The 12,347-nt window shown below is 60.7% G+C and carries 11 protein-coding genes; 3 read left to right on the top strand and 8 right to left on the bottom strand.

Annotated features, from left to right (window positions below):
• Nucleotides 1-171 precede the first annotated feature (171 nt).
• The 3 genes from QLG12_RS23285 to QLG12_RS23275 form a co-directional block, all read right to left on the bottom strand.
• Nucleotides 172-1,284, bottom strand: coding sequence for a polyamine ABC transporter substrate-binding protein (locus tag QLG12_RS23285; RefSeq protein ID WP_011336446.1), 1,113 nt, complete (start codon nt 1,282-1,284; stop codon nt 172-174).
• A 172-nt stretch (nt 1,285-1,456) separates the two neighbouring features.
• Nucleotides 1,457-2,821, bottom strand: a complete 1,365-nt coding sequence (locus QLG12_RS23280) for an aspartate aminotransferase family protein (protein ID WP_282475289.1) — start codon at nt 2,819-2,821, stop codon at nt 1,457-1,459.
• A 56-nt stretch (nt 2,822-2,877) separates the two neighbouring features.
• Nucleotides 2,878-4,236, bottom strand: coding sequence for a glutamine synthetase family protein (locus tag QLG12_RS23275; RefSeq protein WP_007953514.1), 1,359 nt, complete (start codon nt 4,234-4,236; stop codon nt 2,878-2,880).
• A gap of 729 nt (nt 4,237-4,965) precedes the next feature.
• Here QLG12_RS23275 and QLG12_RS23270 point away from each other — a divergent pair.
• The 3 genes from QLG12_RS23270 to QLG12_RS23260 all read left to right on the top strand — a co-directional run bounded on the left by QLG12_RS23270 (nt 4,966) and on the right by QLG12_RS23260 (nt 8,027).
• The gene (locus QLG12_RS23270) at nt 4,966-6,342 is read left to right on the top strand and encodes a glutamine synthetase family protein (protein ID WP_039765386.1); all 1,377 of its coding nucleotides are present in this window, start codon (nt 4,966-4,968) and stop codon (nt 6,340-6,342) included.
• Between the two features lie 201 nt (nt 6,343-6,543).
• A complete protein-coding gene (locus tag QLG12_RS23265; protein ID WP_236192244.1) occupies nt 6,544-7,302 on the top strand; it encodes a carbonic anhydrase family protein in 759 nt (252 codons plus the stop codon).
• Between the two features lie 92 nt (nt 7,303-7,394).
• Nucleotides 7,395-8,027: a TetR/AcrR family transcriptional regulator gene (locus QLG12_RS23260; RefSeq protein WP_085653969.1), complete on the top strand. Its 633-nt coding sequence runs from the start codon at nt 7,395-7,397 to the stop codon at nt 8,025-8,027.
• A gap of 192 nt (nt 8,028-8,219) precedes the next feature.
• Here the strand turns inward: QLG12_RS23260 and QLG12_RS23255 are convergent, their stop codons facing one another.
• The 5 genes from QLG12_RS23255 to QLG12_RS23235 all read right to left on the bottom strand — a co-directional run bounded on the left by QLG12_RS23255 (nt 8,220) and on the right by QLG12_RS23235 (nt 12,291).
• Entirely contained in the window at nt 8,220-8,435 is a 216-nt protein-coding gene (locus tag QLG12_RS23255) for a TOBE domain-containing protein (RefSeq protein ID WP_007953520.1), read from the bottom strand.
• Between the two features lie 106 nt (nt 8,436-8,541).
• Nucleotides 8,542-9,348 carry an aliphatic sulfonates ABC transporter ATP-binding protein gene (ssuB, locus tag QLG12_RS23250; RefSeq protein WP_197867155.1) on the bottom strand — a complete coding sequence of 269 codons (807 nt, stop codon included), beginning with the start codon at nt 9,346-9,348 and terminating at the stop codon, nt 8,542-8,544.
• Complete coding sequence (ssuC, locus tag QLG12_RS23245) at nt 9,345-10,127, bottom strand: aliphatic sulfonate ABC transporter permease SsuC (RefSeq protein ID WP_011336451.1); 783 nt, start codon at nt 10,125-10,127, stop codon at nt 9,345-9,347. The genes ssuB and ssuC overlap by 4 nt, the downstream gene beginning before the upstream one ends.
• A 9-nt stretch (nt 10,128-10,136) precedes the next feature.
• Nucleotides 10,137-11,285, bottom strand: coding sequence for an FMNH2-dependent alkanesulfonate monooxygenase (ssuD, locus tag QLG12_RS23240; RefSeq protein ID WP_011336452.1), 1,149 nt, complete (start codon nt 11,283-11,285; stop codon nt 10,137-10,139).
• 25 nt (nt 11,286-11,310) lie between these two features.
• Nucleotides 11,311-12,291 carry a sulfonate ABC transporter substrate-binding protein gene (locus QLG12_RS23235; RefSeq protein ID WP_007953529.1) on the bottom strand — a complete coding sequence of 327 codons (981 nt, stop codon included), beginning with the start codon at nt 12,289-12,291 and terminating at the stop codon, nt 11,311-11,313.
• Nucleotides 12,292-12,347 lie beyond the last annotated feature (56 nt).

Here is a 12,347-nt window from a genome sequence, read left to right as displayed (position 1 = left end):
TTAGTTGGGCCCAAGTTGCCCCGTGCTGCGTGACAGTCACGGTTGCCCGGCAACAAAACCGGCGCGCAACTTACCTTCGAAAAACCGTTCCAGCAAAACTTTCTGTCATTTAATTGCACCGCTGGCCGCCTTCACTCGGGCGACGGCCAGCGGTGACTGGTTCAAACCGGCTTATTTACCGGATTTGATCTTGGTCCAGCTGCGAGTGATCAGGCGCAGGGTGGCCGCGTCCAGATCGCTGATCGCGTAGAGCTGCTTCTTCACTTCAGCCGAAGGGTAGATGCTCGGATCGCTGGTGATTTCCTTGTCCACCAGGGCGGTGGCCGCCTTGTTGCCGTTCGGGAAACGCACGGCGTTGGTGATTTCGGCCATCACTTTCGGCTCGAGCAGGTAGTTCATGAACTTGTAGGCGGCTTCGACGTTTTCGGCATCCTTGGGAATGGCGACCATGTCGTAGAAAGTACCGGCACCTTCTTTCGGAATGGTGTAGGCCAGTTTGACCTTGTCACCGGCTTCCTTGGCGCGGGTCTTGGATTGTTCCAGGTCACCCGAGTAGCCGACCGCTACGCAGATGTTGCCGTTGGCCAGGTCCGAGATGTACTTCGAGGAGTGGAAGTAAGCCACCGAAGGACGGATCTTCAGGAACAGGTCTTCGGCGGCTTTCAGGTCAGCCTTGTCCTTGCTGTTGGTCGGCTTGCCCAGATAGTGCAGAGCCGCGGGGATCATTTCGGTCGGCGCGTCGAGGAAGCTCACGCCGCAGCTTTTCAGCTTCTCGATGTTCTCAGGCTTGAACACGATGTCCCAGGAATCGATCTTGTCGATGCCCAGTGCAGCCTTGACCTTGGCCGGGTTGTAGCCGATGCCGATCGAACCCCACATGTACGGGAACGCATGTTTGTTGCCCGGGTCGCTGGCGTCGCCAACGGCCTTGAGCAGGTCTTCGTCGAGGTTCTTCCAGTTCGTCAGCTTGGACTTGTCCAGTTCCTGATAAACGCCGGCCTTGATCTGCTTGGCCAGGAAGTTGTTGGAAGGCACCACGATGTCGTAACCGGATTTGCCGGCCAGCAGCTTGGCTTCCAGGGTTTCGTTGCTGTCGAAAACGTCATAGACGACCTTGATGCCCGTCTCTTTTTCGAAATTGGCAACCGTGTCCGGCGCGATGTAGTCGGACCAGTTGTAAACGTGCAACACCTTGTCATCCGCCTGAACCGCACCCGCCATCACGCCCATCAGGGACATGGCGAGCAGAGTCTTGCCAGCGAGCTTTTTGCCTAATGCCTTCATGCGTTAATGCTCCAAATTTTTCTTTTTTGAACCACTTTGTTCAGCGGCCGAACCCGGACAACTGGAACCGCGGCTAGTCTGGCAAGATCCGAGGCGGTCTTTCAAGAAAAGACCAGCCTTTCTGACAGCTCAGAGTGACAGCGCAACAGCTCCATCGCTCTGAGCCTAGCACTTAGCCCTGCAACGCACTGAGGGTCAGATCCAGGCACTTGCGTGCCTTTGTCACCAGCTCGTCGATCTCCGCCTTACTGATCACCAGCGGCGGCGCGATGATCATGGTGTCGCCCACGGCACGCATGATCAGCCCGTTGTCGAAGCAGAACTGGCGGCAGATCATGCCCACACCCTTGCCTTCGTAACGCTTGCGAGTGGCCTTGTCCTGCACCAGCTCGATGGCCCCCAGCAGACCGACCCCGCGCACTTCACCCACCAACGGGTGATCGTTCAGTTCGCGCAGACGTTTCTGCAAATACGGTGCCGTTTCTTCATGGGCGCGTTCGATGATTTTCTCTTCGCGCAGAATCCGGATGTTTTCCAGACCCACCGCTGCCGCTACCGGGTGACCGGAGTAGGTGAAGCCGTGGTTGAAATCGCCGCCCTCATTGAGTACCGCCACCACTTCGTCGCGCACGATCAGGCCACCCATCGGGATGTAACCGGACGTCAGGCCTTTGGCGATGGTCATCATGTGCGGCTTGAGATCATAGAAATCGCTGCCGAACCATTGGCCGGTACGGCCGAAACCGCAGATCACTTCATCGGCCACGAACAGAATGTCGTACTTGGCGAGGATTTCCTTGATGCGCGGCCAGTAGGTGTCCGGCGGAATGATCACGCCGCCAGCGCCCTGGATCGGCTCGGCGATAAAGGCACCGACGTTGTCCACGCCGACTTCCAGAATCTTCTCTTCCAGCTGATTGGCCGCCCAGATCCCGAACTCTTCCGGGGTCATGTCGCCGCCTTCGGCGAACCAGTACGGCTGAGCGATGTGGACGATACCCGGAATCGGCAGATCGCCCTGTTCGTGCATGTAGGTCATGCCGCCCAGGCTGGCGCCGGCCACGGTAGAGCCGTGGTAGCCGTTCTTGCGGCTGATGATGACTTTCTTGTTCGGCTGCCCCTTGATCGCCCAGTAGTGGCGAACCATGCGCAGCATGGTGTCGTTGCCTTCGGAGCCGGAACCAGTGAAGAACACGTGGTTCATGCCTTCTGGCGCCACGTCGGCGATGGCCTTGGCCAGCTCCAGCGCCGGTGGGTGGGCGGTCTGGAAGAACAGGTTGTAGTAAGGCAGTTCGCGCATTTGCCTGGCGGCCGCATCGGCCAGCTCATCGCGCCCGTAACCGATCGCCACACACCACAGACCCGCCATGCCATCGAGGATCTTGTTGCCCTCGCTGTCCCACAGGTACACGCCCTTGGCGTTGGTGATGATCCGTGGACCCTTTTCTTTCAGTTGCTTGAAGTCGCTGAACGGAGCCAGGTGGTGCTCGCTGCTGAGGGCTTGCCACTCACGGGTTTGCGGGTTGTTGCTGGTCATGCCAATTCTCCTTGTTATCGGTGAAGGCGCGGCGGCTGGCCACCGCGCCCGGCGTATCAGACGGCGAAGAGCAGGTACTCACGCTCCCAGGAACTGATCACGCGCTTGAAGTTTTCATGCTCGGCCCGCTTGACCGCGACGTAGCCGGTGATGAAGGTCTTGCCCAGGTATTTCTCGATGGTTGCGCTGTTTTCCATACGCTCCAGCGCGTCTTCGATGGTCAGCGGCAGACGCAGGTTGCGGCGCTCGTAACCACGGCCCACCACTGGCGCGCTCGGGTTGATCCCCTCGACCATGCCGATGTAGCCGCAGAGCAGGCTCGCGGCAATCGCCAGGTACGGGTTGGCGTCGGCGCCCGGCAGGCGGTTTTCCACCCGGCGATTCTGCGGGCCGGCATCCGGGACGCGCAGGCCCACGGTGCGGTTTTCTTCGCCCCACTCCACGTTCACCGGTGCCGAGGTGTCCGGCAGGAAGCGGCGGAACGAGTTGACGTTCGGGGCGAACAGCGGCAGCAATTCCGGGATCAGTTTCTGCAGGCCACCGATGTGGTGCAGGAAAAGCTGGCTCATGGTCCCGTCTTCGTTGGAGAACACGTTCTTGCCGGTCTCGATGTCGATGATGCTCTGGTGCAGGTGCATCGCACTGCCCGGCTCGCCGGTCATCGGCTTGGCCATGAAAGTCGCAGCCACGTTGTGCTTGAGCGCGGCCTCGCGCATGGTGCGCTTGAACACCAGGATCTGGTCGGCCAGCGACAGGGCATCGCCGTGACGGAAGTTGATTTCCATCTGCGCCGTGCCGTCCTCGTGGATCAGCGTGTCGAGGTCCAGCTCCTGCAATTCGCACCAGTCGTAGACGTCTTCGAACAGCGGATCGAATTCGTTCGCCGCTTCGATGGAGAACGATTGGCGACCGATTTCCGGGCGCCCGGAACGACCGACCGGCGGCTGCAACGGATAGTCCGGGTCGTCGCTGCGCTTGGTCAGGTAGAACTCCATTTCCGGCGCCACGATTGGCTGCCAGCCCTTGTCGGCATAGAGTTTCAGGACTTTCTTGAGGACGTTGCGCGGCGACAGTTCGATCGGGTTGCCTTGCTTGTCGTAGGTGTCGTGGATTACCTGGGCGGTCGGCTCGATGGCCCAGGGCACCAGGTACACGGCGTTCTGGTCGGGGCGGCAGATCATGTCGATGTCGGCCGGGTCCAGCAGTTCGTAATAGATGTCGTCTTCGACGTAGTCGCCGGTCACGGTCTGCAACAGAACGCTCTCTGGCAGGCGCATGCCTTTTTCGGCGATGAATTTGTTGGTCGGCGAGATCTTGCCCCGGGTGATGCCGGTCAAGTCGCCGATCATGCATTCGACTTCTGTGATCTTGTGGTCTTTCAACCAATCGGTGAGCTGGTCGAGGTTGTTACTCATATATGCCTCTGGGCTGAGTCTCCTGACAGATGTCAGGCAATGTTTGACGCACCTGGCGTCGCGTTAAAGGGCCTTGCTTGCGCGCAGTGCCGGCTTACGCCCGGCACCGCGCATAGACAATGAAGGAGGAGCTTACCTGCCCTTTACGCTGGCGTTGCATTTCCTGTGCACATCCCGGGTGTGCAGAATCACGGGCACGGCGACGGGCGCGATGCAGACCGGGAGCGGGAAAGAGATCTATATTGAAAGGAGTACCGCTGAAGAGGGTGCCTTCGCACACGTCCAGAATATCGGACGCTGCCGCTCGATCTGCCATGGATCGGGATATCGCAGAAACGTTGCAGGCCTTGCTGGCCACGCTGCGGACGGACGTGTCGCCACTGATGTGAGAAGCATGCAGACCGGACTGCAAAGAGCAGTCGGTGACGCCGATTAACGGCAGGCGAGACATGAAGCACCCCGGTATTATTGCTGTTATGGGTTTGGTCGGAGCTTAGCCTTGTTCATTTTTTTACACAACACCCCCGTAAAAAATACAACACGGCCTGCTCAAGCCTGCGGGTGGCGCGTCCTCCACGGATAAAAAAACGCCCCAAAGTGCCCCATAAATGCCCTCGCGGCGCTTTTTCAGGGCACAAAAGGCCTCGCTTGACTTCGGCAGGCCGTTCGGGTTGACTGAAACCAGAAAAGATCAATGATTGATATTTTTAACAACAAAGGTGTTGCATCATGTCGGTACCCCCGCGTGCCGTTCAGCTTAACGAAGCGAACGCGTTCCTTAAGGAACATCCTGAGGTTCTGTACGTTGACCTTCTGATTGCGGATATGAATGGTGTGGTGCGCGGCAAGCGCATCGAACGCACCAGCCTCCACAAGGTTTACGAGAAAGGCATCAACCTGCCGGCCTCTCTATTTGCTCTGGATATCAATGGTTCGACGGTGGAAAGCACCGGCCTGGGCCTGGACATCGGCGATGCCGACCGTATCTGCTATCCAATCCCCGATACCCTGTGCAACGAGCCATGGCAGAAGCGCCCGACCGCGCAACTGTTGATGACCATGCACGAACTCGAAGGTGACCCTTTCTTCGCCGACCCGCGCGAAGTGCTCCGTCAAGTTGTTGCAAAGTTTGACGAGCTTGGCTTGACCATCTGCGCCGCGTTCGAACTCGAGTTCTACCTGATCGACCAGGAGAACGTGAACGGCCGCCCTCAGCCGCCACGCTCGCCGATCTCCGGCAAACGCCCGCATTCGACCCAGGTTTACCTGATCGACGACCTCGACGAATACGTCGACTGCCTCCAGGACATTCTGGAAGGCGCCAAAGAACAAGGCATTCCGGCCGACGCCATCGTCAAGGAAAGTGCCCCGGCGCAATTCGAAGTGAACCTGCACCACGTCGCCGACCCGATCAAGGCATGCGACTACGCGGTCCTGCTCAAGCGTCTGATCAAGAACATCGCCTACGACCATGAAATGGACACCACCTTCATGGCCAAGCCGTATCCGGGCCAGGCAGGCAACGGTCTGCACGTCCACATTTCGGTGCTCGACAAAGAAGGCAAAAACATTTTTGCCAGCGAGGATCCCGAGCAGAACGCCGCGCTGCGTCACGCGATCGGCGGTGTGCTCGAGACCCTGCCCGCGCAGATGGCTTTCCTCTGCCCGAACGTCAACTCCTACCGTCGTTTCGGTGCACAGTTCTACGTGCCGAACTCGCCGAGCTGGGGCCTGGACAACCGCACCGTGGCCCTGCGCGTACCGACCGGCTCCGCCGACGCGGTCCGTCTGGAACACCGTGTTGCCGGCGCCGACGCCAACCCGTACCTGCTGATGGCTTCGGTGCTGGCGGGCGTGCACCACGGCCTGACCAACAAGATCGAGCCGCCGCCTCCGACCGAAGGCAACAGCTACGAGCAGAACGAGCAGAGCCTGCCGAACAACTTGCGCGATGCCCTGCGCGAGCTGGACGACAGCGAGGTGATGGCCAAGTACATCGATCCGAAATACATCGATATCTTCGTTGCCTGTAAGGAAAGCGAGCTGGAAGAGTTTGAACATTCCATCTCCGACCTTGAGTACAACTGGTACCTGCACACCGTTTAAACGGTTGCAGTAACAAAAAACGCCGCAGGCTATTTAGCCTGCGGTTTTTTTTGCCTGGCATTTTCCGTTGAATATTGGCGCAACAAACAAGGACCAGTCCTACGGACTGCTCCGATACGACCTACATATTGGCCCTGACCGCACTCTCACACTCGGAAACGCCGCAACTTGGCCGGCTAACTTTCCTGAGTACTGAGAACAATGACCCTGAAAAAACAACTGTTGGGCGCGACGCTCACTTTGACCATCGCCGGCGTGTACACCACGACCTGGGCGAGCCCGGGACATCTCCCCGCCTGGAGTTACACGGCTCCCAGCGGTCCTGAAAACTGGGGCGATTTGCATGGGGAGTACGCGCTTTGTTCGTCCGGCAAAGTGCAGTCGCCTATTGATATCAACGACGCGACCGTAACAGCGCTTGCACCACTGGTCTTCGCCTATCAGCCAAGCGCCGCGACAGTCCTGAACAATGGCCACACAATCCAGCTTTCACCGACGGATTCAGGCAGTCTGACGCTGGCCTCCGGCAACTACAGCTTTGTGCAAATGCACTTCCACACGCCAAGTGAAGAATCCATTCAGGGCCGCACCTATCCAATGGACGCGCATCTGGTTCACCGCAACGCAGCAGGTGAACTCGCGGTGGTTGCGCTGTTGTTTGAAGAGGGCGCACACAATCCGGCACTGGAAGTGATCCTGGCGGCCATGCCCACGGTCGCAGGTGATGTCGTGAACCTGGAATCAATCGACATTGCAGCATTTCTGCCCGCATCGCATCACTACTACGCCTACATGGGATCTCTGACGACACCTCCATGTGCAGAAGGCGTGCGCTGGCAGGTGCTTTCCAGCGTGGTGCAGCTCTCGTCGGCACAACTCCGGGCTTTCCAGGCCTTGTACCCGATGAATGCACGTCCGGTTCAGCCACTCAATGGCCGGAGTGTGCACGTCGGCAGCTAAACCGTAGGAGCGGGCATTCCGGGCAGCAGGCCTTGTACAGACAAGGCATCAGACGCCTCGTACAATGCCCGCTGCCCTCGCAGGAGACTTCCATGACCCGACTCGCCCCTCCACGCAAACCCCGTGCCCGCAGTCAGGCGCGGATCGATTCGATACTCGACGCCGCACGCACGCTGCTGGCCGCCGAGGGCGTGGCGAGCCTGTCGATCTACAGCGTGGCCGAGCGCGCGCAGATTCCGCCCTCCTCGGTCTACCACTTCTTCGCCAGCGTCCCGGCGCTGCTCGAAGCGCTGACCGCCGATGTACACGCGGCCTTCCGCGCCTGCCTGCAAGCACCCATCGATCACGATGCCCTGCGGGACTGGCGCGACCTGTCGCGGCTGGTCGAGGAGCGGATGCTGGAGATCTACGGCGAGGATGCCGCCGCCCGCCAGCTGATCCTCGCGCAGCACGGCCTCACCGAAGTCACCCAGGCCGACCGCCAGCACGACCTCGAACTCGGCGACCTGATGCACAAGCTGTTCGACCATCACTTCGAACTGCCGCGCCTGCCGGATGACGTCGATGTGTTCGCGCTGGCCATGGAGCTGGGCGACCGCGTCTACGCTCGCTCGGTGCAGCAGCACGGCCAGATCACCCCGCGCATGGCCGAGGAAGGCATGCGGGTGTTTGATGCCTATATCGGGCTGTATCTGCCGCCGTACCTGCCGAAAAGAATCCTCTAGCGCACTCACCGGCCTCATCGCTGGCAAGCCAGCTCCCACAGGTTTATCGGTTGCTCGCCGAACCTGAATCCACCAAGGAGCATTGTGGGAGCTGGCTTGCCAGCGATGGCAGCACCACGCACTTCAGATCGTGCCAATAAAGAAAAACCCTGAAGGGCTCACACCCTTCGGGGTTGTTTTTTACTCACAGGCTTACAACTTGGCGATGGACACCTCGGTGGATTTCACGAAGGCGATCACCTCGCTGCCGACCTCCAGTTCCAGCTCCTTGACCGAACGGGTGGTGATCACCGACGTGACGATGCCGGAAGCGGTCTGCACGTCGATTTCCGACAGCACGTCGCCGAGAACGATCTCCTTGATCGCGCCTTTGAACTGGTTGCGTACGTTGATGGCTTTGATAGTCATGATATTTCTCCTGAGGTCGAAATAAGCCGCAAGTTGCGAGCTTCAAGCTGCAAGCAAAAGCACTGAGCTTCTACTTGCAGCTCGTAGCTTGCTGCTCGCAGCTGCTTCATTGCGCCCAACGCAGTTGCGTAGGCAAGGGTGAAACGGGTTCCGGCGCCGGCGGTTCGCCGGGCAGGGACAACACACGGTTGAGCACTTCGGTTTCCAGCGCGGCCAGGCGATGGGAGCCACGCACCCGAGGGCGCGGCAGGTCCACTTGCAGGTCAAGGCCGACTTCGCCGTCCTCGATCAGAATCACCCGGTCGGCAATCGCCACCGCTTCGCTGACGTCGTGGGTCACCAGCAACACGGTGAAACCATGCTGTTGCCAGAGACGTTCGATCAGTTGCTGCATCTCGATCCGGGTCAGCGCATCCAGTGCGCCCAATGGCTCGTCCAGCAGCAACAGACGCGGTTGATGAATCAGCGCCCGGGCCAGCGCCACGCGCTGCTTCTGCCCGCCGGACAGTGCCGCCGGCCATTCGTTGGCGCGATCGGCGAGGCCGACTGCATCCAGCGCCTGCAAGGCTTGCGCACGCCAGTTGCCCTTGAGGCCGAGACCGACGTTGTCGATGATCTTTTTCCAAGGCAGCAGCCGTGCTTCCTGGAACATCAACCGGGTGTCATCCCGCGCATCGCTGAGCGGTGCAGCTCCGGCAAGCAAATCGCCGCCACCAGGTTGATCAAGGCCTGCGAGCAAGCGCAGGAATGTGCTCTTGCCACATCCGCTACGCCCGACCACGGCGACGAATTGCCCCGCCGGAATGTGCAGATCGATGTCCCGCAGCACTTGTCGCGTGCCGAAGGTCTTTTGCAGGTTGCGCACCACCAGCGGAATCCCGCGCAGCAGGCGTGGAGGTTGTTGAACGGTCATGCCGCACCTCCTTTCGCCACTTGATACGCCGGATGCCAGCGCAACCAAACCCGTTCAAGGCCACGGGCCGCGAGGTCGGCCAGTTTGCCGAGCACCGCGTACAGCAGAATCGCCAGCACCACCACGTCGGTCTGCAAAAACTCCCGGGCGTTCATCGCCAGATAACCGATGCCGGAGCTGGCAGAAATGGTTTCTGCCACGATCAGCGTCAGCCACATGAAGCCCAGGGCGAAGCGCACGCCGACCAGAATCGAGGGCAGCGCACCCGGCAGAATCACCTGCCAGAACAGGCTGAAACCGGACAGGCCGTAACTGCGCGCCATTTCCACCAGCGCCGGGTCGACATTGCGGATGCCGTGATAGGTGTTGAGGTAAATCGGGAACAACGTGCCCAACGCCACCAGGAAAATCTTCGCCGACTCGTCGATGCCGAACCACAGGATCACCAGCGGAATCAGCGCCAGGTGCGGCACGTTGCGGATCATCTGCACCGAGCTGTCGAGCAGGCGTTCGCCCCACTTCGACAGACCGGTGATGAAGCCCAGCACCAGGCCGATGCTGCCACCAATGGTGAAGCCCAGCGCGGCGCGCCAGCCGCTGATTGCCAGGTGCGTCCAGATTTCGCCGCTGCGCACCAGGCTCACGCCGGCTTCGATCACCGCCACCGGCGCCGGCAGAATCCGTGTCGACAGCCAACCGGCCGACACCGACAACTGCCACACCGCCAGCAACAACACCGGCAACGCCCAGGGCGCGAGGCTGTGGATAAATTTCTTCATGGCGGCGCCTCAGCTCTGGGACGCAGCTTTGGGAAGAATGTCGTTGGCCACCATCTCGCCGAACGGGCTGACGTAACCAGCGCTTTTCGGCAGCTCCGGACGCTCGACGTCGAGGTGCGGGAACAGCAACTCGGCCACCCGATACGATTCTTCGAGGTGTGGATAACCGGAGAAGATGAAGGTATCGATGCCCAGATCCGCGTACTCCTTCACCCGCGCCGCCACGGTCGGGCCGTCGCCGACCAGCGCCGTCCCGGCACCGCCGCGCACCAGACCGACGCCGGCCCACAGGTTCGGGCTGACTTCGAGGTTGTCGCGGCTGCCACCGTGCAGCGCGGCCATGCGTTGCTGTCCGACCGAATCGAACCGCGCCAGCGAAGCCTGGGCACGTTTGATGGTGTCGTCGTCCAGATGCGAGATCAGGCGATCTGCCGCTTGCCAGGCTTCAGCGTTGGTTTCCCGCACGATCACATGCAGGCGAATGCCGAAGCGCACGGTGCGGCCGAGCTTGGCGGCCTTGGCGCGCACCTGTTCGATCTTCTCGGCCACGGCTGCGGGCGGCTCGCCCCAGGTCAGGACCATTTCCACTTGTTCGGCGGCCAAATCCTGCGCCGCTTCTGACGAGCCACCGAAGTACAGCGGCGGACGCGGTTGCTGGATTGGCGGATAGAGCAATTTGGCGCCCTTCACGCTGATGTGCTCGCCGTCGTAATCCACGGTTTCACCTTCCAGCACGCGGCGCCAGATCCGGGTGAATTCCACCGAGGCCTGATAGCGCGCTTCGTGATCGAGGAACAGACCGTCGCCGGCCAACTCTTCCGGATCGCCACCGGTCACCAGGTTGAACAGCGCACGACCGCCGGACAACCGATCCAGCGTTGCTGCCTGACGCGCTGCCACCGTCGGGGAAATGATCCCGGGGCGCAGGGCGACGAGGAACTTCAGACGCTGGGTCACCGGGATCAGCGAGGCCGCCACTAGCCACGAGTCCTCGCAGGAACGGCCGGTGGGAATCAGCACGCCGCCGAAACCCAGTCGATCCGCCGCTTGCGCGACCTGTTGCAGATAGCCGTGGTCGACGGCGCGGGCGCCTTCGGCGGTGCCAAGGTAATGGCCGTCGCCGTGGGTAGGCAGGAACCAGAAGATGTTGAGGCTCATGGAGTGGTCTCCTTGGGGATTCGATTTACTGGGCTTGGGTGACCGAGCTTTGGGCCACAGCGGCCGGTGGGGTCCAGATCACGTCCTTGATGCTCAGCGGCTTGGGAATCAACTTGAGCTGGTAGAAGGTGTCGGCGATTTTCTGTTGCGCGGCGACCACTTCCGGGGTCAGGAACAGCGCGCCGTAGCCCTGGCGTTTCACCGAGGTCAGGGTGATGTCTGCGGGCAGGCCGAGCAGCGGCGATACCTGTTGAGTCACGTCTTCCGGATTGGCCTTGGACCATTCACCGACAGCGCGCACTTCTTCCACGAGGGTCTTGATCACCTCGGGATTTTTCTGTGCGTAAGGTTTGGTCGCCAGGTAGAACTGGTGGTTGTCGACGATGCCTTTGCCGTCACGCAGGGTGTGCGCTTGCAGCTGTTTCTCGGCGGCCGCCTGGTACGGGTCCCAGATGACCCAGGCGTCGACGCTGCCGCGCTCGAACGCGGCGCGGGCATCGGCCGGCGGCAGGAATACGGTTTGAATGTCGGTGTACTTGAGGCCGGCGTCTTCCAGCGCACGCACCAGCAGGTAGTGGACGTTGGAACCTTTGTTCAGGGCGACTTTCTTGCCCTTGAGATCCGCCACCGATTTGATCGGCGAGTCTTTCGGCACGAGGATCGCTTCGCTGTTCGGCGCGGGTGGCTCGTAGGCCACGTAGAGCAGATCGGCACCGGCCGCCTGGGCGAAGACCGGCGGGGTTTCGCCAGTGACACCGAAGTCGATCGAACCGACATTCAGGCCTTCCAGCAGTTGCGGGCCGCCGGGGAACTCAGTCCATTGAACGTCGACGCCTTGGGCGGCCAGACGTTTTTCCAGCGTGCCCTTGGCTTTGAGCAGCACCAGCGTGCCGTACTTCTGATAACCGATCCGCAATGTCTCGGCTTGAGCTTGGGTGATGGCGCCGAAGGACACAGCCGCAGCAAACAGAGCGACCAGACCACGACGCAAAAATACAGTGCGCATAGCGCTCTCCTTTTTGCTGTTGGGTTTTGGCTGCACCTGCTTGGCCGTTGGCGGCT

This window comes from Pseudomonas sp. V88_4 (genome assembly GCF_029967985.1).
Classification (GTDB): domain Bacteria; phylum Pseudomonadota; class Gammaproteobacteria; order Pseudomonadales; family Pseudomonadaceae; genus Aquipseudomonas; species Aquipseudomonas glycinae.
This window is presented reverse-complemented; position numbering and strand designations above follow the sequence as displayed.

What these genes read in the sequence shown, in the direction of transcription:
- QLG12_RS23265 (WP_236192244.1), top strand. Translation starts at nt 6,544, where the DNA reads ATGACCCTGAAAAAACAACTGTTGGGCGCGACGCTCACTTTGACCATC.
- QLG12_RS23275 (WP_007953514.1), bottom strand. Translation starts at nt 4,236, where the DNA reads ATGAGTAACAACCTCGACCAGCTCACCGATTGGTTGAAAGACCACAAG.
- QLG12_RS23235 (WP_007953529.1), bottom strand. Translation starts at nt 12,291, where the DNA reads ATGCGCACTGTATTTTTGCGTCGTGGTCTGGTCGCTCTGTTTGCTGCG.
- ssuB (WP_197867155.1), bottom strand. Translation starts at nt 9,348, where the DNA reads ATGACCGTTCAACAACCTCCACGCCTGCTGCGCGGGATTCCGCTGGTG.
- QLG12_RS23280 (WP_282475289.1), bottom strand. Translation starts at nt 2,821, where the DNA reads ATGACCAGCAACAACCCGCAAACCCGTGAGTGGCAAGCCCTCAGCAGC.
- ssuD (WP_011336452.1), bottom strand. Translation starts at nt 11,285, where the DNA reads ATGAGCCTCAACATCTTCTGGTTCCTGCCTACCCACGGCGACGGCCAT.
- QLG12_RS23260 (WP_085653969.1), top strand. Translation starts at nt 7,395, where the DNA reads ATGACCCGACTCGCCCCTCCACGCAAACCCCGTGCCCGCAGTCAGGCG.
- QLG12_RS23270 (WP_039765386.1), top strand. Translation starts at nt 4,966, where the DNA reads ATGTCGGTACCCCCGCGTGCCGTTCAGCTTAACGAAGCGAACGCGTTC.
- ssuC (WP_011336451.1), bottom strand. Translation starts at nt 10,127, where the DNA reads ATGAAGAAATTTATCCACAGCCTCGCGCCCTGGGCGTTGCCGGTGTTG.
- QLG12_RS23285 (WP_011336446.1), bottom strand. Translation starts at nt 1,284, where the DNA reads ATGAAGGCATTAGGCAAAAAGCTCGCTGGCAAGACTCTGCTCGCCATG.
- QLG12_RS23255 (WP_007953520.1), bottom strand. Translation starts at nt 8,435, where the DNA reads ATGACTATCAAAGCCATCAACGTACGCAACCAGTTCAAAGGCGCGATC.